The sequence below is a fragment of the Bradyrhizobium sp. CB1015 genome (assembly GCF_025200925.1).
Classification (GTDB): Bacteria; Pseudomonadota; Alphaproteobacteria; order Rhizobiales; family Xanthobacteraceae; genus Bradyrhizobium.
The window spans coordinates 6,529,000-6,551,120 of sequence record NZ_CP104174.1 but is presented as its reverse complement, the minus strand read 5'-3'; the positions used below and the strand labels follow the sequence as shown (position 1 = coordinate 6,551,120).

The 22,121-nt window shown below is 63.3% G+C and carries 22 protein-coding genes; 10 read left to right on the top strand and 12 right to left on the bottom strand.

The window, feature by feature from the left end; translation table 11 throughout:
• Positions 1-138: 138 nt before the first annotated feature.
• Complete coding sequence (locus N2604_RS30750) at positions 139-1,395, top strand: allantoate amidohydrolase (protein WP_260376339.1); 1,257 nt, start codon at positions 139-141, stop codon at positions 1,393-1,395.
• A gap of 107 nt (positions 1,396-1,502) precedes the next feature.
• Entirely contained in the window at positions 1,503-2,876 is a 1,374-nt protein-coding gene (locus N2604_RS30745) for a hypothetical protein (RefSeq protein ID WP_260376338.1), read from the top strand.
• A gap of 11 nt (positions 2,877-2,887) precedes the next feature.
• Here the strand turns inward: N2604_RS30745 and N2604_RS30740 are convergent, their stop codons facing one another.
• The 3 genes from N2604_RS30740 to N2604_RS30730 all read right to left on the bottom strand — a co-directional run bounded on the left by N2604_RS30740 (position 2,888) and on the right by N2604_RS30730 (position 5,664).
• A complete protein-coding gene (locus N2604_RS30740) occupies positions 2,888-4,207 on the bottom strand; it encodes a dicarboxylate/amino acid:cation symporter (RefSeq protein WP_260371770.1) in 1,320 nt (439 codons plus the stop codon).
• 86 nt (positions 4,208-4,293) lie between these two features.
• A complete protein-coding gene (locus N2604_RS30735) occupies positions 4,294-5,307 on the bottom strand; it encodes a formamidase (RefSeq protein WP_260371769.1) in 1,014 nt (337 codons plus the stop codon).
• Between the two features lie 135 nt (positions 5,308-5,442).
• Positions 5,443-5,664, bottom strand: coding sequence for a hypothetical protein (locus tag N2604_RS30730; protein ID WP_260371768.1), 222 nt, complete (start codon positions 5,662-5,664; stop codon positions 5,443-5,445).
• Positions 5,665-6,014: 350 nt separating this feature from the next.
• Between N2604_RS30730 and N2604_RS30725 the strand changes: the two genes are divergently transcribed.
• Entirely contained in the window at positions 6,015-6,191 is a 177-nt protein-coding gene (locus tag N2604_RS30725; protein ID WP_172785505.1) for a hypothetical protein, read from the top strand.
• An 18-nt stretch (positions 6,192-6,209) separates the two neighbouring features.
• Here the strand turns inward: N2604_RS30725 and N2604_RS30720 are convergent, their stop codons facing one another.
• The 3 genes from N2604_RS30720 to N2604_RS30710 all read right to left on the bottom strand — a co-directional run bounded on the left by N2604_RS30720 (position 6,210) and on the right by N2604_RS30710 (position 8,891).
• The gene (locus N2604_RS30720) at positions 6,210-7,589 is read right to left on the bottom strand and encodes a VWA domain-containing protein (protein ID WP_260371767.1); all 1,380 of its coding nucleotides are present in this window, start codon (positions 7,587-7,589) and stop codon (positions 6,210-6,212) included.
• Between the two features lie 5 nt (positions 7,590-7,594).
• Entirely contained in the window at positions 7,595-8,542 is a 948-nt protein-coding gene (locus tag N2604_RS30715) for a MoxR family ATPase (RefSeq protein ID WP_260371766.1), read from the bottom strand.
• Positions 8,543-8,690: 148 nt separating this feature from the next.
• Positions 8,691-8,891 carry a hypothetical protein gene (locus N2604_RS30710; RefSeq protein WP_027545881.1) on the bottom strand — a complete coding sequence of 67 codons (201 nt, stop codon included), beginning with the start codon at positions 8,889-8,891 and terminating at the stop codon, positions 8,691-8,693.
• Positions 8,892-9,113: 222 nt separating this feature from the next.
• Between N2604_RS30710 and N2604_RS30705 the strand changes: the two genes are divergently transcribed.
• Complete coding sequence (locus N2604_RS30705; protein WP_260371765.1) at positions 9,114-10,088, top strand: quinone oxidoreductase; 975 nt, start codon at positions 9,114-9,116, stop codon at positions 10,086-10,088.
• A 159-nt stretch (positions 10,089-10,247) separates the two neighbouring features.
• On the opposite strand, the gene N2604_RS30700 is transcribed toward N2604_RS30705, so the two are convergent.
• Both N2604_RS30700 and N2604_RS30695 read right to left on the bottom strand, forming a co-directional pair.
• Positions 10,248-10,523 (bottom strand): hypothetical protein, encoded by a 276-nt coding sequence (locus N2604_RS30700; RefSeq protein ID WP_260371764.1) that lies wholly within the window; start codon positions 10,521-10,523, stop codon positions 10,248-10,250.
• A 103-nt stretch (positions 10,524-10,626) separates the two neighbouring features.
• Complete coding sequence (locus tag N2604_RS30695; RefSeq protein ID WP_024343287.1) at positions 10,627-11,235, bottom strand: S24 family peptidase; 609 nt, start codon at positions 11,233-11,235, stop codon at positions 10,627-10,629.
• A gap of 155 nt (positions 11,236-11,390) precedes the next feature.
• On the opposite strand from N2604_RS30695, the gene N2604_RS30690 reads away from it, so the two are divergent.
• Both N2604_RS30690 and N2604_RS30685 read left to right on the top strand, forming a co-directional pair.
• Complete coding sequence (locus tag N2604_RS30690; protein WP_260371763.1) at positions 11,391-11,927, top strand: GcrA family cell cycle regulator; 537 nt, start codon at positions 11,391-11,393, stop codon at positions 11,925-11,927.
• 46 nt (positions 11,928-11,973) lie between these two features.
• Positions 11,974-12,549, top strand: coding sequence for a hypothetical protein (locus N2604_RS30685; RefSeq protein WP_260371762.1), 576 nt, complete (start codon positions 11,974-11,976; stop codon positions 12,547-12,549).
• Positions 12,550-12,593: 44 nt separating this feature from the next.
• Here N2604_RS30685 and N2604_RS30680 read toward each other — a convergent pair whose 3' ends face one another.
• Positions 12,594-12,950 carry a hypothetical protein gene (locus tag N2604_RS30680; RefSeq protein ID WP_260371761.1) on the bottom strand — a complete coding sequence of 119 codons (357 nt, stop codon included), beginning with the start codon at positions 12,948-12,950 and terminating at the stop codon, positions 12,594-12,596.
• 570 nt (positions 12,951-13,520) lie between these two features.
• Here N2604_RS30680 and N2604_RS30675 point away from each other — a divergent pair.
• Complete coding sequence (locus N2604_RS30675) at positions 13,521-13,706, top strand: hypothetical protein (RefSeq protein WP_260371760.1); 186 nt, start codon at positions 13,521-13,523, stop codon at positions 13,704-13,706.
• Between the two features lie 147 nt (positions 13,707-13,853).
• Complete coding sequence (locus N2604_RS30670) at positions 13,854-14,195, top strand: phasin (protein WP_128926959.1); 342 nt, start codon at positions 13,854-13,856, stop codon at positions 14,193-14,195.
• A 286-nt stretch (positions 14,196-14,481) separates the two neighbouring features.
• Here the strand turns inward: N2604_RS30670 and N2604_RS30665 are convergent, their stop codons facing one another.
• The 3 genes from N2604_RS30665 to N2604_RS30655 form a co-directional block, all read right to left on the bottom strand.
• Positions 14,482-14,799 carry a cytochrome c gene (locus N2604_RS30665; protein ID WP_260371759.1) on the bottom strand — a complete coding sequence of 106 codons (318 nt, stop codon included), beginning with the start codon at positions 14,797-14,799 and terminating at the stop codon, positions 14,482-14,484.
• A gap of 303 nt (positions 14,800-15,102) precedes the next feature.
• Positions 15,103-15,933, bottom strand: a complete 831-nt coding sequence (locus tag N2604_RS30660) for an alpha/beta hydrolase (protein WP_260371758.1) — start codon at positions 15,931-15,933, stop codon at positions 15,103-15,105.
• Between the two features lie 149 nt (positions 15,934-16,082).
• On the bottom strand, positions 16,083-17,879 hold the full coding sequence (locus N2604_RS30655; protein WP_260371757.1) for a ShlB/FhaC/HecB family hemolysin secretion/activation protein: 1,797 nt from the start codon (positions 17,877-17,879) through the stop codon (positions 16,083-16,085).
• A gap of 133 nt (positions 17,880-18,012) precedes the next feature.
• Between N2604_RS30655 and N2604_RS30650 the strand changes: the two genes are divergently transcribed.
• Together N2604_RS30650 and N2604_RS30645 are read left to right on the top strand one after the other, a co-directional pair.
• Positions 18,013-19,233, top strand: coding sequence for a FecR family protein (locus N2604_RS30650; RefSeq protein WP_260371756.1), 1,221 nt, complete (start codon positions 18,013-18,015; stop codon positions 19,231-19,233).
• Between the two features lie 61 nt (positions 19,234-19,294).
• A complete protein-coding gene (locus tag N2604_RS30645) occupies positions 19,295-22,036 on the top strand; it encodes an EAL domain-containing protein (protein WP_260371755.1) in 2,742 nt (913 codons plus the stop codon).
• Positions 22,037-22,121 lie beyond the last annotated feature (85 nt).

The following is a 22,121-nucleotide window of genomic DNA, read 5'->3' as shown; positions in this document are numbered from 1 at the left end:
TTGGACGGTCGGCCGGCGAGGCGCATTCATGCTAACCACGCGCTGACTGGGACGGCGCCGGTGATGTTCGCTGGCACCGAACTTGTATCGATTGTCGTCAGGACCGCCGTGTCCTCAGAAGATGGAAAGCTCGCCGAGATGGGCGCTGGTACCGTTCACGATGCATCGCTCGGCAATGAGATCGTTCGCCGGATCAACGAGCTCGGCGCGATTTCGGAAGAGCCCGAAAAACTCACCCGCATCTTCCTCAGCAAGGAGCTGCGCAAGGCCGCGGACCTCATCATGGGGTGGATGCGCGAGGCCGGCATGAGCGCGCATCTGGATGCGATCGGCAATGTCTGCGGACGGTACGAAGGCGAGCGGCCGGGCGCGCCCTGCCTGATGCTCGGCTCGCATTACGACACCGTGCGCGATGCCGGCAAATGGGATGGACCGCTGGGTGTGATCACGGCGATCTCTTGCGTCGCCGATCTGAACCGCCGCGGCAAGCGCCTGCCGTTTGCGATCGAGGTGATCGGTTTTGCCGACGAGGAGGGGGTGCGGTTTGCTTCGACCTTGCTCGGCAGCCGTGCGGTGGCCGGCACTTTTGACGAGAGCGCGCTGAATACGCGCGACAGCAATGGCGTGTCGATGCGCGAGGCGCTCGCGCAGTTCGGCCTCGATCCCGATCATATCGGCGCGGCCACGCGGACGCGGCGCGAGCTGCTTGCCTATCTCGAATTGCACATCGAGCAGGGCCCGGTGCTGGAAGCGCAGAACCTGCCCGTGGGCGTCGTCACCGCGATTGCCGGTGCCACGCGCCTTGCGGCGCGGCTCACCGGTATGGCCGGGCATGCCGGCACCGTGCCGATGGCGCTGCGACGTGACGCCCTCGCCGGCGCGGCCGAATGCGTCGGTGCGATCGAGCAATTTTGCTGCACCGACGAGGCCGGCCTCGTCGGCACCGTCGGCTACATCCAGGCGAGGCCCGGCGCGACCAACGTCATTCCGGGCGAAGTATCCTTCACCATCGACATGCGCGCGCCGACCGACATGCACCGCAAGCGCGCGGTGGCCGATGTCGTCCGCCAGATCGAGGCGATCGCCAAGCGGCGGCAGCTGGCGCTTCAGCTCGACGTCACCCACGAGAACCGCACCGCGCCCTGCGCACCCTGGCTTAGGCAGCAGATCGCGCACGCGATCGAAGCCGAAGGCCTTGCCGTGTTCGAGCTGCCGAGCGGGGCAGGGCACGACGGCATGGCGATGATCGACATCGCCGATGTCGGCATGATCTTCGTCCGCTGCCGCGGCGGTATCAGCCATCACCCGGACGAGCATGTCGAACTCGCCGATGCCGACGCCGGCGCGCGTGTGCTGCTCAGGGTGATCGAGAATTTCCGGCCGCGTAAGGCCTAGGCGAGCGTCACAAACCCGCAAGTCACCGGGGAGAGATACGAATCAGTCATGCTTAAAATGGTGGCCATCATCGCGAGGGTCACGAGACAATCAGCCGATTGACCGACATGAACAGCGACATCTCCTTTCCATCACATCGTGAAAACCGGTTTTATCAGGGGATGGCTGCGACCTTCGTCGCCAACGCCCTTCAGGCGGTCAATTTTCTCGGTGATCGATTCCTGAGACAATCGCATCATTCGTTGTCGGCCATCGAGGATCTTTACCGGCACTCGATGGACAGCGCCTTTTCGGTGACCGAGGCCTTCCTCGTCACCGGCGCACCGCACGCGTCGGCCTATTACCCCCGCGACTTTGCCTGGTTCTACCCTGATGTCCTCGACCCCGAGACCATCATGGACTCGCAGGACGCGGTGCGGCGGGTGCGCCTGCTGGAGAAGAGCGTGCGCCTGCTGCTGGAGGCGGTTCGCGCCGACGTGGTCACCACGACCATCGTCCCGGCGGGACGCGGCCGGTACCTCGGCGTGAACTACTTCTCGCGGCCCTCGGATACGCTGCTCGGGATTCTCGCCGGTCTGCAGCAGATGCTCTCTGCCGAGGAGAGGGCCTCGTCCTATCTGGCGATGTCACAATGCGCGCATGCCGGCCGCTTGCTGCTGGCCGAATATGGCGGAGACCTGAAGCGCGCGATCCTGAAGCTTGCGAGCGAGCTGGAGTCATTCGACGCTGACGGCACCAGATATTTGCTGTGCGACGCCAGCGGCCCGCGCTCCGCGGCGACGGATACCCGCGCCGAGCGCCGGCGTTTCGTCACCAATGCCTGCGTCTACACGACGTTCGTGTGGGGCGTGCAGCTCGGGATCGTCGGCGAGAACGAGTTGAAGCGGCTGCTCGGGGGCGACCTCGCGCAGTACAAGAGGGATCTGCTCCGCCTGTTCGGGAAGGACGGCTATATCAGGTATTCTCTGGACGGCATGGCGAGCTCACCGGCATCGTCGGTTGCGTTGGATTTCGTCAGCGTGCATCGCGGCTTCTGGGATATGAGCGAGGCGAGCGAGCGCGCGCTGTTCGCGGCCACGACAGATCTGATCATCGCCGAACCGCGGTTTCGCATCCCCAGCACGTTCCACTTCTTGGTGTCGGCGGATAATCCTCGCAACAAGATCATCCACAAGATTGCAGCTCCCGCCTATCAGGGGCGCTCCTCCTGGCCGACGTTCAATGTCGAGTTTGCGGATCGTATGCTGGACTTTGATGAGGCCTCAGGGAGCGAGATCTATCGGGCCTGCGCGCAAGGGATCCTGAAGGACATTCGCACCGCGACCGAGGTCCACGGCGGCTATCAGGAGCTGATCTCGGAGCAGGGTCTGAAGTATCGCACCTGGGCCTATAAGGGCGCCGTGGCCCACTCGTGGTTTCCGCGTTTCCTGTCGGTCTGGAGGCGGGCGTACGGCACGCCACTCCTCCAGTGGAACGATTGATCCGCGAACCGCTATCCCGCCGTCACATCGACCACCTCGCCGCCCTCGAGCACCTTGGCCGCCTTGGCGCGGTCGAGATCGCCTTCCCAGGCCGCGACCACGACGGTTGCGACGCAATTGCCGACGAGGTTGCCGAGCGCGCGGGCCATGCCGATGAACCAGTCGACCGACAGCACCAGAACAAGGCCGATCGCAGGGATGCTCGGCACCGCGTTCAAGGTCGCCGCCAGGATCACGATCGCCGAGCCCGGCACGCCATGTGCGCCCTTCGACGTGATCAGGGATACGCCGAGCACCAGCAGCAGGTCGCCGAACGACAACGGCGTGTTGGTGGCCTGCGCAATGAAGACGACGGCCAGTGTGAGGTAGATCGAGAAGGCGTCGAGGTTGAAGGAATAGCCGGTCGGAATGACGAGACCGACGACGGAATCCTTCACGCCCATGCGCTCCAGCTTCTTCATAATCTGGGGCAGCACCGCGTCCGAGGACGCCGTCGCGAGCACTATGGTCAACTCCTCGCGCAGGTAGGCGAGAAATTTGAGGATGTTGATGCCGGCGAGCGCCATCACGCCGCCGAGCACGCCGAGCACGAAGATGCCGACCGAGACGTAGAACAGCATCACTAACGACACGAGCTGCTTCAGCGAGCCGACGCCATATTTGCCGACCGTGTAGGCGACCGCGCCGAGCACGCCGAGTGGCGCGACTCGCACGATCAGCCCCATCACGCGGAACAGCACGGTAGAGGCCGCATCGATGATGGAGGTGACGAGCGCGCCCTTCTCGCCACCGACGAGCGCGAGACCGATGCCGAACAGCACCGCGAAGAACAGCACCTGAAGCACATCATTACGCGATAGCGCATCGAAGGAGGTGGTCGGGATCACGTTCATCAGGAAGGCACCGATGCCGCCGCCGGAGAGCTTGTGGGCGTTGTCGGCATAAGTGTTGAGCGCCTTGGCATCCAGCGTCGAGGGATCGATGTTCATGCCGTGGCCGGGACCGAAGATGTAGGCGAGCAGCAGGCCGACCACGAGGGCGACCGTCGTCATGATCTCGAAATAGATCAACGCCTTGACGCCGACGCGGCCGACCTTCTTGAGGTCGCCGGCGCCGGCAATGCCATGCACGACGACGCAGAACACGATCGGTGCCACGATCATCGAGATCAGCTTCAGGAAGGCGTCGCTGAGGATTTTGAGGCTGATGGCGAAGTCCGGAACGGCCATCCCCAGGATGACGCCAAGCACCAGCGCAGCCAAGACCTGGACGAACAGCGAGGTGTAAAGCGGCTTCGGCTCGGCGGCGGGTGCCGCGGCGATGGTCGACATGATGCACTCCCCTTTGACGCGTCCTGGACGTCACAAAGGAGCAACAACCGTGCCAGATTGTCGCGGTTTCGCCCGAGAAAACCGGGTTATTCCGCCGCCTTCGCCATCTTGCCGAACATCCGCGTCGGGGCCGGGAAGCCGCACGAGGTGCCGTCGGTGACCTTGACCTGGTCCTCCCAAGGGAGTCGGAAGGTGCCGGCGACCATGTCCTGCATGAAGGTGTAAGGGCAGTCCATCGCGCCGCCCTTCACGGCGACATAGCCGCGGTGCCAGAGCTGATAGATGTTGTTTTCGACGCCCCAATTGATGCGGGCCTCGCGCACGAGATCGGGCCGCACCTCGGCGGTGATGATCTCGTCGGCACGGCCGGTGGTGCCGTGCGCCAACACGGTGCCGTCGAAATTGACGATCATGCCTTCGCCCATGGAATCGAACGAGCCGTCCGAGCCGCACATGCAGACATTCGCGGTGACCATCAGGTTTTGGAACGAGTTGGCCTGGTTGGTGAAGCGCCAGGCTTCACGGATCGGCGCGGTGTAGCCGGCGGTGCGGATCATGATCTCAGCGCCTTTGTAGGCGCATTCCCGTGCCATCTCCGGGAACATGCCGTCGTGACAGATGATCAGCGCGATCTTTGCGCCGTTTGGACCCTCGATCACGGGAATGCCGACATCGCCGGGCTCCCAGGGCTCGACCGGAATCCAGGGATGAAGTTTTCGATAGTAGAGCTTGATCTCGCCGTTGTCGTCGATGATCAGGCCCGAGTTGTAGGGATTGCCGTGCGGGTTGAACTCCATGATGGAGAAGCAGCCCCAGATCTTGTTGTCGACACAGGCCTGCTTGAAGGCCGCGACCTCCGGTCCGTCAAGCCGACACATGATCTCCGGATTGGTGTCCATCGAGAGGCCGTGCAGCGAGTATTCGGGGAAAACCACCATGTCCATGGTGGAGAGATTGCGGCGGGCCTTGCCGACCATCCAGACGATGCGCTCGGTCTGCCTGGCGAGATCGGCCGGGCTCACCACCTTAGGCAGTTGAAGCTGCACAAGTCCGACAACCACACCGTTGGGAGATTTGTTCAGCCCGCCAAGCCCGTTCATAATCAGCTCCCTTGCCTGTCCGGCGCTGCGTCGTTGCGCGCCGGATCTTGTCGCAAGAAGCAAATCCGATTTCGATGAAGAGCTAAAGATTATTTTTCAGGCGATGGCGCAGTTACGCGGCAGCAGGCGATCTCGTCACGCCGCGAGATCCAGCAGCCGGCATGAGCCGCGCACCAGCACCTTGCGTCCTGCGGATGTTATCGCAGGCACGCCGTCATTCATGACAACGAGGCCGAGCTTGGCGAGGCTTTCGACGAGATAGGCCTTCGCGAGGCGACCGTTCGACACCGGGTTGCGAAGCGCCTTCAGTGCTTCCCACTGGTCGGATGAAAGATCGAAGTCGAAATCGTTGCTCATGTTGCCTCAGGCGATCGTCCCGTTCGCGTGCCTCTGTTAGCGGCGCCGCATGAAGACCGTGCGACGACAATGAGTCGGGAATTCGGTCAGCTGTTTAGAACATCTCTTCACAAATTGCGGCACTTCGTTGCATCACAAAAGTTAAGATCGTTCGCGCACGAACATCGTCCTGATTTCCGATCACTAATTGATGATCCGTGTTGATGCTGCGATGCGAACTGCCGCAGTGCACGGGAAGTAACGCTGTCCCATTCTGCGTCGCGATGTGCACAGAAATCATGAGACGACAGGTTCAGGACTCTGTTACGTTGATTTGCGGGCAATGGCTTCACGCGGCAGGAGTGGAGTGCATGAACAGGCTGGTTGAGATACGCAGTCAGGAATTTTTGTGCCGCGAGCGCGCTGCGCTCGATTCGAAGCGCCGGCTGTTCTGGCTGGCGCAGGCAGAAGAATGGGAGCAGCGCGCGCTCGCCGAAATCGCGTATCACTTTCGGGAGTGCAATCAGGCCGAGCTGAACGCCGCCTGACGCTGGCGTCTGTTATTGTTACTGATAGGTCGCCACAATGTCGGATACAGCGCGCTCGAGCTGTTGCGCGGTGGCGCATTGGCGCACGACGCTGCAAAAAGTTGCGTAGCGCGGCATCTCGGAATCGCCAAAGCCCCAGGCGAGCCGACCCTCGGGATTGAGCCAGACCAGCCGCTTCGAGCGCTCGGATATCCGGCGCAGAATGTCGGCGCGTGGGTCGAGATTGTTGCTGCGGGCATCGCCGAGCACGATCACGGTGGTCTGCGGCGTCAGCGTGCTCATGAACTCCTTCTCGAAATCGACCAGCGAGGAGCCGTAGTCCGACGAGCCGAAACCGACCTTGGACATGATCTCAGACATCGCTTCCTCCGGCGACTTCGACTCCAGGATCTCGCTGACCTCGATCAGGTGCGAAGAGAAGGCGAAGGAGTGGACGTCGTCGACCACCTCGTGCAGCGAATGGATCAGCAGTAGGAAGAAGTCGGAGACTCGCGCAACGGAGCCCGAGACGTCGCACAGCGCGACGATCTTCGGCCGGTCGCGATGCTTGCGCTTCCACGCCGTGAGGAACGGCACGCCGCCCCAGGCCGCATTGCGGCGCAGCGTGCGGCGGACGTCGAGATGGCCACGGCGCTGGCGCTTGCGCGGCTTGGAATAGCGCTCGCGCAGCCGGCGCGCGATCTGGCGGATGAGGGCGCGCATCTCGGCGACCTGGCGCCGCTCGATGCGGGCGAGCGGCGCGTTGCGCAGGATCTCGTTGCGGAGGTTTTCGGCCTCCTCGCGGGCATAGAGTGCGAGCCCCTGAGAGACCGTATCGCGCACGGCTTCGCGCAAGGCATCAAGCGCGGCGCGCAGGCGCTCGGTCAGCGACGGGTTGGTCGCGGTCAGCTGGTCGAGATCGTCGCGCAAGCGCTGGAGGCCCATGGCGTCGAGGATGCGGCTGGAAAAGATGCCGCGCTGGGTGGAGTAGCGGATGTCGGACAGGGAGGCGGCGCCAGCTGCGCTGGCAATCGCGGCCGCGATCGCGTTGCGATCTTGTGATAGTAGCATCTGCGCGAGCGGGCCCAGGCCTTGCAGAGGCTGACCTTCGCCCGCCTCGCTCGCCGAGCCAGACGACGGCGGCTGATCTTCGCCTCGCGCCGCATCGTCCTCGCCGGCAGCTTCAGGCTGATCCTGCCGTGGTTCCGGCTGGCTGAAGAACAGATCAAAGCAGTCGCCGAGCGCGAGCTTCTCGTCCTGCGACTTCGCGAGCGTCAGCAGCAGCGCGTCGCGCAGGATGGTCCGGTCGGAAAAGCCGACCTGCGAGACGGCGCGCATCGCATCGATGCTTTCGGCAGGCGAGACGTGAACGCCGGCGCCGCGCGCCGCCCGAAAGAAGCGATGGAGATTCTCGCGCATCGGCGTCAACCGAAGACGTTGGACCGGGCCACCTTGGCGATGAAGGTCGTCACCTGCGGCGTCGCGGCCTCGATGTCGGCTTCGTATTTCAAGAGCACGTTGAGCGTGTCCTTGACGATCTCAGTATCGAGTTCGGAAGCCTGGAGCAGCACCAGCACGCGCGCCCAGTCGATGGTCTCACTGACGGACGGCAGCTTCTTCAGATCCAGCGAGCGGATCTCGTGGATGAAGCCGACCATCTGCCGGCGCAGCGTCTGCGAGATGCCGGGCACGCGGCTTTCGACGATGCGCTCCTCGAGCCGCTGCTCGGGGAAGCCGATATGCAGATGCAGGCAGCGTCGCTTCAGCGCATCGCCCAGGTCGCGTTCGCTGTTGGAGGTGAGGATCACCGTCGGCGGCGTGATCGCCGACACGGTTCCGAGCTCGGGGATCGTGACCTGGAAATCGGAGAGGATTTCCAGCAGCAGCGATTCGAATTCAGCGTCCGACTTGTCGATCTCGTCGATCAGGAGCACGCAGCCGCCCGGCTGCTCGAGCGCCTGGAGCAGCGGCCGCGGCTCGACGAACTCCTTGGAGAAGAACACGTCGCCGAAATCGTGGAGCTGGTCGAGCGCGGCATGCAGCGTCTGCGCGCCGCCGAGGACTTCGCCGAGCTTGTCCTTGAGGATCTGCGTATAAAGAAGCTGCTTGGCGTATTTCCACTCGTAGAGCGCCTTGGCCTCGTCGAGGCCCTCATAGCATTGCAGGCGGATCATCTTCATGCCGCGCCAGGCGGCAATCGCCTTGGCGAGCTCGGTCTTGCCGACGCCTGCGGGGCCTTCGACCAGGATCGGCTTCTCGATCTGCTGCGACAAATAGACGGCGGTCGCGATCTGTCGGCTCGCGATATAGCCCTGCGCGGCGAGGCCGCTCTCCACTGCCTCGATCGAGGTCGAGGCCTTCTGATCAGCCACGAAATGGCGCTCCCAAAAGTCTTGCTTTGAGGCTTGTTCTGCCTGCGTTCTCGGCAAAGAACAAGCCTCGTTTGGGAGACATCAGACCCGCGTGAACGGCGTTTTTTCCGCTTAGCGCAAATAGTTGAGCGGTTCGCCGCTGGCGCGATCAGTGCCGCAGCAACTCCGGCTTGCGGATCGTCTGTCTGACCTCGGCGCCGCAATCGGCGCATTCATAGACGAAGTCGATCTTGGCCAGGCTCCAATGCGGCTCGACCTCGCGCACATACATCGGCAGGAACCCCATACAGGTTGGGCAATTCACTGGCGCGATTTCGACGTCCTGATGATGCTGAACGTAAGCTGGCATCTCGGCTCTCCTTCGCAGGCGACCATCAAACCCCGCGCAAAGGCTACCGCCGGTTGCCTCGGAGCCCTCATCAACTCTTTCGAACGGAGGCGGAACGGCGGGCGTTTGTCGTTCGCTGTGACATTCTTGTTACGGCTCTGTACTGTAACGGGCGGACCAAATGCCTATTTCACAGGCCGATCCGGTATTCGGACTTCATCTCAACGACAAGGGAGCACGCCCATGACGCATGCCATTCGCTTTCACAAAACCGGCGGCCCGGAAGTCCTGGTCTGGGAGGAGGTCAGCGTCGGCAAGCCTGGGCCCGGCGAGGCGCGCATCCGCCACACCGCAGTCGGCCTCAATTTCGTCGACATCTATAACCGTTCCGGCCTTTATCCGGCGCAACTGCCGAGCGGGCTCGGCAGCGAGGCGGCCGGCGTCGTCGAGGAGGTCGGGCCCGGCGTTTCCGATCTGAAGCCGGGCGATCGCGTCGCTTATGGCGCCTCGCCACTCGGGGCCTATTCGGAGGCGCGGCTGATCCCCGCCGACCGGCTGCTGAAACTGCCTGACGGCGTCGACGACAGGACCGCGGCGGCGATGATGCTCAAGGGGCTCACCACGCAATATCTGATCCGCCAGACCTATCGGGTGAAGGCTGGCGATACCATCCTCCTGCATGCGGCGGCCGGCGGTGTCGGCCTGATCTTGAGCCAGTGGGCCAAGCATCTCGGCGCGACCGTGATCGGCACCGTCAGCAACGACGAGAAGGCGAAGCTCGCCAAGGCGCATGGCTGCGACCACGTGATCATCTATACAAGGGAAGATTTCGTGAAGCGGGTCGACGAGATCACCGGCGGCAAGAAGGTGCCGGTGGTGTACGATTCCGTCGGCAAGGACACGTTCCTGAAATCGCTGGATTGCCTCGCGCCGCTCGGTGTCGCTGCGCTGTTCGGTCAGTCCTCCGGTGCGGTCGAGCCGCTCAATCTCGGACTGCTCGCCCAGAAGGGCTCGCTCTACGTCACGCGTCCGACGCTGTTCACCTACGCCGCCAAGCGCGGAAGTCTGGTGGCGATGGCGGGCGAGTTGTTCGACGTCGTCAAGTCCGGTGCGGTCAAGATCGAGGTGCACCAGACCTATCCGCTGAAGGACGCCGCCAAGGCGCATGCCGACCTTGCGGCCCGCAAGACCACAGGATCGACCGTTCTCCTGGTGTAATGCCCGACTGGGCGGCGGCGCGGGCTCTAAAGCGCGATGCGATCAGGATGAATCGTCATCGCGCTTTAGGCTCTTGATTGAGCATGATCTTTTCGGAAAACCGCTGCACACTTTGCGCTAACGCGGCCCTTCGGGTCCGGATCACGCTCTAAGCCTGCGTCACGTCCGTTCGTGCTTGCGCAGATCGCGGCTGTGATCGGAGCGGATTGCCTGGATGTCGACGTCCTCGGGCTCGATCTGTGGGAGGGCCGCCTCGGCCAGGATGGCCTCGGTGACATCCTCGATCGAGTTCTCCACGATCTCGTGGATGAATGAGACGTTCCGATACTCACCCGAGGCGAGTCGGGAGATGACCTCGCGCCTGGTGATTTCGGGATCGACGACCGCCTCGCGGCCCCGCCGCCCATAATCGATCATCACGACGAAATATTGCATCAATCGATCCTGCCGCGCCCCGTGGTCGGGACGCGGCAGATTATTTCAGAAAATCGGAATTATGTCAACCGCGATTTCTATAAATCAGAAATAGCGAACCCTTTCATTTGCCCTTCTTGCGGGGACGCGCCGATTTCGCGCGCAGCCGCTCAAGCTGCCCCTTGGGCATGGACAGGCAGATTTCCCCGACCCAGTCGAGCTTGACGCCGACGATCGGCTTGGCATTGAAGCTGGTGAGGTTGACCACCGAGGGGGATTTGCCCCGCTCGATGGTCTTCAGATAGCGCTCGCCGGTCTTGAGCCGGACCACCGCCTCTTCGCCATAGAAGCTCGACAGCGGATGACGCTGGTCCTTGTAGACGACGATCACGTCGCCGCTTTCGTATTTTGGCAGCATCGAATCGCCCACGATCTCGAATGCGATCGTCTCTTCCATGATCGGGAAGGGCAACGTGACGTCGCCGAGACCTTCGGGCGGAACCTGTTCGTAGTCGGGCTCGATCACCGCGCCGGCTCCGACGCGGCCCATGATCGGCGCGAGATTGAGCTCGAGATATTCCATGATCGGAATGATCTCCGAAGCCTTTACCAGGCGCTCGCCGCCGAGAATCTCCGAGACCGCGCCGGGGCGCACGCCCATGGCCGCAGCCAGGCCGCCCTTGCTCTTGCCCGTCTTCTCCAGGCCCCGCTCGATCATTGCTACGTCCAACATGGTGATTCCCTCGATTGCGCACCGTCTCGCCTCTTATAATCCGAAATTCGGAATTGATGCAATTATGAATATCAGAAATATGGCTCGACTCTGTGTTCGGAATAACGGAATGTGCGTCCCGCCTCCCGGGTGGAGGCGCATCACAGGACAGCAGCATGGAACCGGGCCATTGGCCGTCGGAGCATTCCGACGCGCTTCGCGACTATTTTCACAAAGGCATGTCTTATGCGGAGATCGGAAGGCAGATAAACGCAAGGTTTGGAACGGCTTATACGCGTAGCGCGGTGGTCGGCCGCGCCAAGCGGCTCGGGCTCATCGTGCCGCAATGGATGACGAGCCCGGCGCTCGCGCCGCCCTTGCCGGGTGAACCCAGCCTGCTTTCGCCGCGCCGGACGGTGTGGCCGAGCCTGAATCTGCCGCCGAAGTCCGCCAGGAAGCCTGTGGCGCGGGCGAAGTTGCGCTGTGTCGGCATCCAGCCGCGCCTGATCCAATTGGTCGAGATCGAGCCGGCCGACTGCCGCTATCCCTATGGCGGCGACAAGGACGGTGAGGAGATCACCTTCTGCGGCCACCCGCGCCAGCCGGGCTCGAGCTATTGCGCGCCGCATGCTCGCCTGACGCGCCGTTCCGAGGCCGCGTCGGCCGCCCGCGCCGCAGGCCCCGTCGTGCTGAAGCTGGTCTCGGCGCTCTGACGGCGCCGGCCTCCGTTCAACCTTCAGTCTTGCAAGGAGTATCCGCGTGGCTCGTGCCCGGCGCAACAAGTCCTATAAATTGGCGCAGATCTATGACCGGCGGTCGCGGGAGATGCCGTTCAACGCCGAGATCGCGGAGGTGGAGGTCGACAATCCGCTCGGGCTCGATTCCGGCGAGAAGATCCTGGCCATCCGGTCCGTCCGCGGCGATCCGCTCGGCCGGCTGCAGGCGCACCACCAGATCGACGAGGCGCAATACCGCGGCGGGCGCGCCTTCCAGAACGATTGGGAGCGGGCGGAGCGGGGCCCGCAGACGGTCGATACGACGCGCGAATATGTCGATGGGACGGGCACGCGCGAGCCCGTCACCGAGAGCCAGCGCCAGGCGGTGCTGCGGCTCAACCGGATCGAGCGAGAGCTCGGCACCGACGGCGCCGCGCTGGTGCACGACGTGCTGATACTGGGTCTGACCATGGATCAGGTTGGGCAGCGTCGTGCGGTCCGCACGCAACGCTGGAACGATTACTTCGCGCGGCGTTTTCGCGAATGTTTGGACCGGCTGGCGCTGATCTACGGCTTCGCGACGGAGACGGGAACGGCGCCCGGAGACCGGCGTGGATGATTGCGTGGCGCCGGCGGCTCGGCCGCCGGCGTCCCGCCTATTGCTTACGGATGAGGGACGATCTGGTAGGGCGTGGTGTAGGGCTCGACGCGCAGCGAGGCATTGGCCAGCAGTCCGATCTTGGCTGTCGGCGCCTGCTGCAATTCGCCGTTGGGTCCACGATGCACGTTGTATTGCCAGACGGTGAGATCGCCCTTCTGTGCCAGCGCATGTGCAACGGCGCTCGCATCATTGCCGCCGAGCGCCTGAAGCTCCTCCGCCGACAATCCGACGATGATTTCGTCCTTGATGGTGACGATCTTGAACAGGTTCATCTTGGTCTCCTGCGCCCATGCGCCTTGTGTCGAGAGGGTGAGCAGAGCGACTGCGGCGCCCTTGATGAGATCGCAGCGAGAAAGCATGCCGTCGTCCTTTTGGTGCTGACGCGCGCCCAAATCGAAGAGTTTTCAGCCATGGCGCCCGTGTCTGCGTGGCCGTGCCGCAACGGCTTGGTCGCTCGCGCGTGGACGGCGGTTCACGCTGGACCGGCCGCGAGACCGACTTTCATGCGGTTCATGCAACCGCCGCGACCGGACTCAACAAATGCGTGTATCTTGCCGAAGAATCGCCAATTCTTGCGCGCTAGCGCGCATTCACATCCGAAACACGACGAAATCCTGTGCCGATTGATAGCAACGAGGGGCTGTGTGCGTGATTGATGCCGCTTCTTGACGCAGGTGGGTGACGGCGATCGATATTCCTGTTATCCGGAATCGCCGTGGCGCGATGCAGACCAAGCATCGCTATATCCACGGTTGGACTTGCCGGAAGGGTTGTTACTTGTCATAGTTGCAACCGGATGGTTGAGGCCGTCGTTTGGATGCGGTTCAGCGTGCAACCCGGCCGGTCCCCTCGGCCGAACTTTCGTCGCGATGGGTTCTGTTGCGGTTCTCGAGCGGATCACGAAGGCCGATGCTTGTCATAGGTGCGAGATGAAAAACCTCAATTTCGCGGCTGAGCTGCATCTCAGGCTCGGAGTGCCTACAAGCAGCACTGTCGAAAGTCTGCGCCTGCTCCGCGCCTTCCTGAAGCTTGCGCCCCGACAGCGTTTCGAGGTGATCAAGCTGGTCGAAGATCTCGCAACCGAAGAAGCTCTTCCCGAGCACCCCTTATCCTAAAGTCCGGCCGCGCGCCGGTCCTGGGCCGTTTCCCAACCCCTTTTCCTGCCAGAGCAGGACTCCCCGGCGTCGTTCCCCGGAGGGCTGGCGGCTGGATGGCGGTCAGGCAAATGTGGTATTCAGACGGAAAAAGGGAGGAGCGAGACCATGATCGAACCGAAACTCGAAGTTCCGGCCGAGCTGCGTGACTTGGCCGAGAAGACGATCGACCAGGCCGAAAAGGCCTTCGGCATGTTCTTTGAAGCGGCGACCAAATCGATGTCGTCCGTTCCCGGCGCGGGGACGGAGGTGTCGAAGCAGGCGCTGGCCTTCACGGAGCAGAACATGAAGTCGGCCTTCGAGCATGCGCGCAAGCTGGTGCATGCCACCGACCTTCAGGAGGCGATGCGAATCCAATCCGATTTCCTGCGCAGTCAGTTCACCAGCGCCGGAGATCACATGCGTCAGATGACCGGCAGTCTCATGCAACCCGGCAAGGGCAAGTCCTGACTTTCGGTGTGTGTACAGCGTGCCCACAAATTGATCTTGTGTGGCGTGAGTATCCGCGCTTCGATATTGGCGCAGGTCCATGACGGGCCACCGAATGGTCTCATTCGCCGTCCGTCATCCTTTCTGCTGATCCCTGCCGGTTCACCGGCAGGGATTTGCATTTTGTAGCCCTTCGTGTAGCCCGGCGTGATCGTCCGGGACGAATCTCAGACTAATTGCTGAGGCATGATCTTGGGAAAGCGCTGCACAGCTTGCGCGAGCCCGGCCTTCCGGCCCGATCATGCATCTAACGCAGCGATGCGATGTAGGCCGCGATATCGCCGGCTTCGGTCCGGCTCAGGGGAAAATTCGGCATCTTCGGGTGCGGATCGAGCAGGAAGAAGGCGAGCCTTTCCGCGCTGAAATCCGGCCTGCGCGCAACCGATGCAAAGGAGGGGACGTCCACGCTCGCCTGGGTCTGCCCGTTCGCCACGACATGGCAGCTCGCGCACCAGCGCTTGGCGAGGTCGGCGCCATGATCGGCATCAGCGCCGAGAGCGGACGACGTGCCGACGCCAGAGACCAGGCCAAGCAGCAGGAAAATTCGTCTCACATGCCGGAGCATAGGGCAATCTTTCTGCATTCGCTTGCGGCCGCCGCGCTCATCCGCAGCAGGATCCTGGAAACTGCGAGAGATCAATGCGGGCGACGATCGACCGCAGCAGCCTGCGGGTCGAACGATAGAGATGCCGCATAAATGCCGGCACTCTTGCCGCGGGCAGACCAAGACCCTTCGGAACAAGGCCCTTCGGAACAAGGCTCTTCGCATCAAGACTTTCGGTATAGTGCGACACGTGTCTCTCCGACGCTATGTGGCTTTCTACCGTGCCGTCTTGGAGCCGCCTTGATCTGCCGCAAAGCGGACCCGCTAATAGTCAGTCGGGTTCATGATCATCGGGCTCTTCGTATCCGCCGGTGCGAGTGCGCTGCTGGCGCTGTCACGCAGGAAGCGGTCGAGCGTCTCCTGGATCTTCTCCTTGACCGAGTTGGGACCGCGGTCGCTCATCTCCGTGTGTTGTGCGCCGGTGTGGATGATATCGATGCCGCGCGCCTTGGCCTCTTCCGGCGTCGGAAGCACGCCGGGGTCTGTCACGAAGTGTGGGTCCTTCGAGCGGAACGACAGGATCTTCATGTGGTCGCTGACCACGAAAGGTACCCGCAGATTATCGAGCGTGATCACCTTCGACACCAGCTCCGGGTGCTGGTGGGCGACGTACATGGAGACATCGCCGCCATTGGAGTGGCCGACGAGGGTGATGTGGTCGTATTCGACGTTCTCCTGCTGTTTCTTCAGCTCTCCCAGCACAAAGAGAATGTTGGCTTCGCAGCGGATGTAGACGTCGCGCCGGCCGACATATTGCTGACCGACTTGGGTCATCAGCGGCGGATCGCTCGGCAAGTCCTGCTGGATGCTGGCAACCAGATAGCCTCGCGCGGCGAGCACGTTGGCGAGGAAGGAATATTCGGTCGCCTTGACGGTGTTGCCATTGCTGATGACAGCGAGGGGGAGCTTCCAGAGGCCGAGATTGGCCTTGGTCTCATGGTCGCGCCGCACGGCGATTTCGACCGAGATCGGGCGCTGGCGCGAGGCGTCGAAGAGGGCCAAGGTCTCATGGCGGATCGCGAACTGGCTGACGACGAAATACTGCCCGAGGCCGAGGACGCAGAGAAACGCCAGAATGGCAAACACCTTCTTCATGGTCCGTCTCAAATCACCTTTTGCCTGAAATGGTCATCGGGAACCCCCGGAGCGATCGTGAGCAGGTTAGAGGATTAAATTCAGGCAAGTCTGCGGGCAAGACCGGGAAAAGCCGGCAAGCCGGGCCGATCGCCGGAAGAACGGGGCAGCTAGAGACAGCCGGCCTTGCCGCGTTCGGGGCAGAGCCGGAACGCGCTCGACAGCGTGAAGAGGAAGCGTGGGCTGCGACGCACGTTGTCCGGCGCCCGGTAGCTCAGGGGGGCGGCCACGCCGAAATCGGCCTGGAGGTCGTCCGGCAGGAAGAAACGCACACCGGCTCCGGCCGATGTCAGCGACAGCCCGTCGCTCAGGCGGTAACCGTGGTTCCAGACGGCGCCGGCGTCGCCAAAGGCATAGAGCTGATAGCCGGTCCAGTAGCGGAAATTGAGCTTCTGGTCGAAGCGCAGCTCGAGCGAGCCGGCCAGGCCGTTGTCGCCGCTGATCTCGGCTGCGCCATAGCCACGGCCGAAGGCCGCGCCGCCGAGATAGAATTGCTGCGAGGTGAACAGCGGACGCGACGCCGTCTGGCTCGCCGCAGCGAGCTTGAGCGACCAGACATCGTTGAGTGTCTGGTAGCGCGTGAACCAGAGGTTCAGCACCGAGAAGTTCGAGGAGGCTCCGTCGCGCGACAACAGATCGTCGTCGAAATGCGAGGCGCCAAAAATGTCCAGGCCCTGACGGTAGGTCAGCGTCGTGAAATTGGTGCCGCCAAAAGGATCCTGCAGCCGGTAGTCGGCGGTCAGGCTCGCCGTTCTGATGTGGTCGTTGTACCAGGGGCCGTAGATGTCGTGCTCGGACACGTTGCTGAAGGTGCCGGCGACCGTAAGCGTCAGCCCGGAGGATTGCGACATGAAGGGCACGGTGCTTGCCCGCACCTCGAAAGCTTCGGTCGTGGTGATGTCGCGGTCGAGCCGGCGCATATCCCCCGGCCGTACCGCGCTGTACAGGACGGAAGCGCCGAGGCGGACACCGTCGACGCCGACGGGCGCGTCGTACGACAGGCGTGCGAAACCGAGCTGGCCCGGATCGTTGGCAATGGTCGAGAGGTTGACCGCCAGAGTATCGCCGGGCGTGAGGTAGGAGTTGAACGCGCCGGTGGCGTAGGTTTGCCAGGGACCAACCGAGGAGGATCCGAGATTGTCGAGGCCGAACGAGGAGAAGACGTGCCAGGTCTTCAAGGAGATGGTCACGCGGAAGCGGCCCGTCGTACCGCCGATCTCCTCGAGCGCAGTGTCGGTGATCCGGACGCCCGGCCTGCCATTGATCAGGAAGAGCTGGCGTTCGAGCGTTGCCAGCCGCGACGGTTGTTCGGCCAGAACCGGCGCCAGCATCGGCCTGACGCCGAACTGCTCGGCACCGTCGCCTTTCAGCTCGGCCTGCACGATGACGCCTTCGAGGACCTGAATCCGGACTCGGCCGTCGGCGATGTCCTGCGGTGGCACGATGGCGCGGCTCAGATGAAAGCCGGCTTCGCGGTAGAGATTGCTGATGGCGCCTGCGATCGCGGCCAAGTCCGCCTGCGAGACCTTCCGGCCGAGATAAGATTGGTAGACTGCGGCGATGCGATCGGGGGAAACGGCATGGGCGCGGCTGACGCTGACGCCGCGCAGCACGAATTGCGGCTTGGTATCGCCGCTAGTCGTGGGCTGTCCGACGCTCGGCAACCGGACCGGTGGCCGGCCGAGCGATTCCTGCTCGGTCTGGTTATCGAAATATTTCTCGGGCTGGCGCGGATCGAAACCCGGCTGGTTCGCCTGTTGCGCGAATGCCGTTGGAGTTGCCGCGAAAATTGCTGCCAGCGACACCAGTACGGTAAGGAGATGCCGTCTCTCACCGCGCGCAGCGACCCCGTCTCCGTACTTCAACGGAGGATCTGCCACGGGGCGGTAAGGTCTCGTTAGAGGCATGATTTTTCTTAGTTTTTTATGGTCAACGATTGGTTAATCCGGCCGCGCCGCTGGCCGCTTTCCGATAATCCTATCTTGAGTGATTTCGGATACGCCTCAGGCCTGGCTTTGAAACGCGGGGCTGAGGACCATCATGTTCGGCAAAGTTGGAATGCGGCGCGCCTTGGCGGCGGCGCTGATCCTGGGAACGGCCTCCAGTGCATTCGCGGCGGACGACGGTGTGTGGTCCGTCAGCAAGTCCTCGGGCGAGGTCTGGCTTGCAACGAGCGGCGCCCAGCAGGTGTCGTTGACCGCGGAAGGAACGTTGAAACCTGGCGATACCATCCGCACCGGTCGCAACGGCCGTGTACTCCTCGTCCGCGGCGAGGAAACTATACTGATCTCTCCCAATTCGGTGGTGGGCTTGCCGGCCGAGAAGAAGGACGGCTTGTCGACCACCATCATCCAGCAGGCAGGTTCGATCCTGCTCGAGGTCGAGAAGCGCAACGTCAAGCATTTCGAGGTCGAGACGCCCTATCTCGCCGCCGTGGTCAAGGGAACGCAGTTCAGCGTCAGCGTCGGTGCCGGTAGCACCAGGGTCGGCGTGCTCCGCGGCCAGGTCGAAGTCTCCGATTTCAAGACGGGGCAGATTGCACAAGTGATGCCCGGACAAGCGGCCACCGTCTTCGAACACGGCAAGCCCGGTCTCAGCCTGAGCGGTGCGGGGACGTTCAATCCGATCGAGCAGGGCAAGCCACGGGCGCCCACGATCGAGCGTGTCCCAGTGCCGAAATCGGGCCTGTCGGCGCCGCGCCATGCGGCCAATGGCCATGCCATCCATGTGCTCGGTCCGATCGACAAGGGCAACAAGACGGCCGGTGCGCCGAAGCCGTCGCAGCAGGCGGCCGGTGGTCACGTCTCCAAGCCCGGCGTCGTGCGCATCTCGAGCGCACTCGGCGAGGTCAAGCTGAATGTCCACAAGGCCACGCACGGGCTCGCCCATGGCGGCGACGCACCCGGTCAGGTGCGCAGGGCGAACGCAAGCTCCGGAAGCGAGACGGTTTGGAGCGACAACAAGACCAGCACGATCGCGTCCAACAGCGCGATTGAGACTGCCGCAACGACGAGCGGTGCCGCAACGCCTGGCGCCGGCAGCTCGTCGAGCCCGGGCCCTGCGACAGCTGCAGCGGCAGCCAATAACGGAAACGCCGGTGGCAACGGAAACGGCAACTCCGGCAATGGCAATAATAATGGCAATAATGGCAATAGCGGTAACGGCAACAGCGGCAACAATGGAGCCACCGGCAACGGCCGGGGCAACAGCGGCAATGGTAGCAACGGCCATGGCAACGGGTACGGCCATAACCGACACTGAGGCGATTTCCTAAGGGGACGAGGGGGCGCACCCGCGGGTAGCGGGCGCGCGGGAGGATCGGGTGAAACGCTACAGGCCGCATATTCTCGTCGTGATCGCGCTCGCCGTGGTGCTGTCCACGGGCTGGCACGGTGCGCTTCGCAATGCGCTCACCGATCTCCGATTCAAGTGGCAAACGCGTGAGGCCACCGGCGACATCGTCGTGGTCGGCATCGATACGCCGTCGATCGACCAGATCGGGGTGTGGCCCTGGCCGCGGCATCTCCATGCCGAGCTGCTGCAAAGGCTGGAAGCGGCGGGTGCGCAGGATGTTGCCTTCGATGTCGATTTCAGCACGCCGTCGGATCCGGCTTCCGACGAGGCCTTCGCCAGAGCGTTGCGGGACGCCGGCGGCTCGACGATCCTGCCATCTTTCAAGCAGCCGACGCCGAAAGGCGGCCCGGCCCACGTCAACCGGCCGCTGAAGGCGTTCAGCAACCAGTCGTGGCCGGCCGTCGTCAATGTCGCGATCGAATCCGATGGGCTGGTTCGCCGCTATCCGTTCGGCGAGAAGCTCGGCGACGCTTTCATGCCTTCGATGGCCGTCGTGCTGGCGGGACAGGACGCCAATCGGCGGCCGCCCTTTCTGATCGACTTCAGTATTCGTGCGCCCTCCATTCCCGCTGTCTCCTATGTCGACGTGCTGCGCGGCGATAGCGCTACGCTCGACAGACTGAAAGGCAAGAAGGTCATCATCGGGGCCACGGCGCTCGAGCTCGGCGACCGCTTCAGCGTTCCCAATGGCAGGATCATCTCGGGGCCGGTCCTCCAGGCCCTCGCCGCTGAATCGATCCTTCAGAACCGGACGCTGCGCTGGACCTCCGATATCGGCATGGTGCTCGGGCTCGGCGCGATCTGCCTGCTGATGATGTATTCGTGGCGCCGCGTCGCACCAGGACTTCGCGTCGCAATTCTGATCGCAGCCGGGGCAGCGGTCGAACTGGCCGCAATCCTTGTGCAGGCGAGATGGCCCCTCGTCATCGATACGTCGTTGTTCCACATCGCCATCATCGCTTACCTGACGGCGATTGCGCTCGACGAAATCGACTTCCGCAGGCTGCTCGGACGCATCGCCGAGAGCCGCTTTCATCGCATCGCGATGTCGCTCGGCGACGGGCTGGTCTGCACCGACGAGGATCACCGGATCACGGTCTGGAATCCCGGCGCCAGCGCGATCTTCGGCTACATGCCGGCCGAGATTATCGGTCGCCCGTTCGAAACGCTGTGCGCCCCGCCGGCGGACCGCGGTGCAAGGCCGTCCATGCACGACGCCGCGCGACAGGCGCTTCTGGTTCCGGGCGGCGCCGTCGTCGTCGAGTTCGAAGGCCGGCGCAAGACCGGGGAAATCTTCCCGGTCGAGGCGAGCTTCTCGGGCTGGCAGGGAACGGACGGCTTTCAATACGGAGCGATCCTGCGCGATATTTCGGTCCGCAAACGTGAAGCCGAGCGTATTCGATATCTCGCCGAACATGACGCGCTGACGGGGCTTGCCAACCGGAACATGCTGCATGTGGGCCTGACCGATCTGATCGCCGCGGCGGAGCGGCGGTCTTCCGGCGTCGCGTTGCTCGTGCTCGGGCTCGACGGCTTCCAGGAGATCAACGACATGCTCGGACACTCCGCCGGCGATCTCGTGCTGCGCGCGGTCGCTGAGCGGCTCCGGAGCGAAGTCGATGGCAGGGCGATCATCGCCCGCCTCAGCGGCGACGAATTTGCCATCGCGATCGATTGCGCCGACCTCGGCGCGCCGGTCCCGGCCTTCGCCGAGCGGATCGCGCGCGCGTTCGAGACCCCGCTCGGAGCTGGCGCCCGGCAGCACCGCGTCAGGATCAGCGTCGGCGTCGCCGTTTATCCCGAGGGCGGACAAAAGGCCGACGATCTCCTGAGCAATGGCCATCTGGCGCTGAGCCGCGCGAAGACGACGCGGCGCGGCGGCCATGTGGTGTTCGAAGCCGCGATTCGGCAGGAGCTCGAGAACCGGCTGACGCTGGAGGGCGAGCTGGCGCTTGCCGCCGATCGCTGCGAATTCGAGCTGTTCTACCAGCCCCAGGTTCGCCTGATCGATGGCAGCCTGGTCGGAGCCGAAGCGCTCATCCGCTGGCGGCATCCCGTGCGCGGCTACGTCTCGCCAGCCGAATTCATGCCGGTGGTCAACACCTCAGCGCTATCGGAGCGGATCGCGAACTGGGTGATGGAGACCGCCTGCCGTCAGGCGCGAGCCTGGGAATTATCCGGCAACGATGTGCGTGTCGCGATCAACCTGTCACCCTCGCAGCTTCAGTCCGGCGATCTCGCGCATTCGGTCGCAGCACTGCTCGAAGCGACGGGGCTGACGCCGTCGTTGCTCGAGATCGAAGTCACCGAAGACATCCTGCTGCATGACGAACGCCGCGTGCTTGAAATGTTCAAGAGAATTCAGGAGCTCGGCGTCCGGATCCTGTTCGATGATTTCGGCACCGGTTATGCGAGCCTCAGCTATCTCAAGAAGTTTCCGCTCGACGGCCTCAAGATCGACCGGTCGTTCGTCTTTGGTCTTCTTTCGAATTCCGACGACGCTGCCATCGTCGGATCGACTATCGGCCTCAGCAAGCAGCTCGGTCTTACGATTGTGGCTGAAGGCATCGAGAACCGCGCAACGGCCGACTTCCTGGTCAGCATGGGATGCGAGGAAGGGCAGGGATATTTCTTCGGCCGTCCGATGCCGGCCGAGGCATTTGAGAAACAGTTCCTGGCGGCTGAGCTCCAGACTGTCAGCGCCGCCTGAGCGAGCGGCTTTCGCCTGCGCGTTGATACCAGCACTCCGAATGCAGGCTTGCTGTTTTGGCGAGCGGCGTCCCGTCGGGTCAACA

What these genes read in the sequence shown, in the direction of transcription:
- N2604_RS30700 (WP_260371764.1), bottom strand. Translation starts at nt 10,523, where the DNA reads ATGCAATATTTCGTCGTGATGATCGATTATGGGCGGCGGGGCCGCGAG.
- N2604_RS30705 (WP_260371765.1), top strand. Translation starts at nt 9,114, where the DNA reads ATGACGCATGCCATTCGCTTTCACAAAACCGGCGGCCCGGAAGTCCTG.
- N2604_RS30735 (WP_260371769.1), bottom strand. Translation starts at nt 5,307, where the DNA reads ATGAACGGGCTTGGCGGGCTGAACAAATCTCCCAACGGTGTGGTTGTC.
- N2604_RS30750 (WP_260376339.1), top strand. Translation starts at nt 139, where the DNA reads ATGGGCGCTGGTACCGTTCACGATGCATCGCTCGGCAATGAGATCGTT.
- N2604_RS30720 (WP_260371767.1), bottom strand. Translation starts at nt 7,589, where the DNA reads ATGCGCGAGAATCTCCATCGCTTCTTTCGGGCGGCGCGCGGCGCCGGC.
- N2604_RS30675 (WP_260371760.1), top strand. Translation starts at nt 13,521, where the DNA reads ATGAAAAACCTCAATTTCGCGGCTGAGCTGCATCTCAGGCTCGGAGTG.
- N2604_RS30665 (WP_260371759.1), bottom strand. Translation starts at nt 14,799, where the DNA reads ATGCTCCGGCATGTGAGACGAATTTTCCTGCTGCTTGGCCTGGTCTCT.
- N2604_RS30655 (WP_260371757.1), bottom strand. Translation starts at nt 17,879, where the DNA reads ATGCCTCTAACGAGACCTTACCGCCCCGTGGCAGATCCTCCGTTGAAG.
- N2604_RS30745 (WP_260376338.1), top strand. Translation starts at nt 1,503, where the DNA reads ATGAACAGCGACATCTCCTTTCCATCACATCGTGAAAACCGGTTTTAT.
- N2604_RS30725 (WP_172785505.1), top strand. Translation starts at nt 6,015, where the DNA reads ATGAACAGGCTGGTTGAGATACGCAGTCAGGAATTTTTGTGCCGCGAG.
- N2604_RS30670 (WP_128926959.1), top strand. Translation starts at nt 13,854, where the DNA reads ATGATCGAACCGAAACTCGAAGTTCCGGCCGAGCTGCGTGACTTGGCC.
- N2604_RS30660 (WP_260371758.1), bottom strand. Translation starts at nt 15,933, where the DNA reads ATGAAGAAGGTGTTTGCCATTCTGGCGTTTCTCTGCGTCCTCGGCCTC.
- N2604_RS30680 (WP_260371761.1), bottom strand. Translation starts at nt 12,950, where the DNA reads ATGCTTTCTCGCTGCGATCTCATCAAGGGCGCCGCAGTCGCTCTGCTC.
- N2604_RS30690 (WP_260371763.1), top strand. Translation starts at nt 11,391, where the DNA reads ATGGAACCGGGCCATTGGCCGTCGGAGCATTCCGACGCGCTTCGCGAC.
- N2604_RS30740 (WP_260371770.1), bottom strand. Translation starts at nt 4,207, where the DNA reads ATGTCGACCATCGCCGCGGCACCCGCCGCCGAGCCGAAGCCGCTTTAC.
- N2604_RS30710 (WP_027545881.1), bottom strand. Translation starts at nt 8,891, where the DNA reads ATGCCAGCTTACGTTCAGCATCATCAGGACGTCGAAATCGCGCCAGTG.
- N2604_RS30650 (WP_260371756.1), top strand. Translation starts at nt 18,013, where the DNA reads ATGTTCGGCAAAGTTGGAATGCGGCGCGCCTTGGCGGCGGCGCTGATC.
- N2604_RS30730 (WP_260371768.1), bottom strand. Translation starts at nt 5,664, where the DNA reads ATGAGCAACGATTTCGACTTCGATCTTTCATCCGACCAGTGGGAAGCA.
- N2604_RS30695 (WP_024343287.1), bottom strand. Translation starts at nt 11,235, where the DNA reads ATGTTGGACGTAGCAATGATCGAGCGGGGCCTGGAGAAGACGGGCAAG.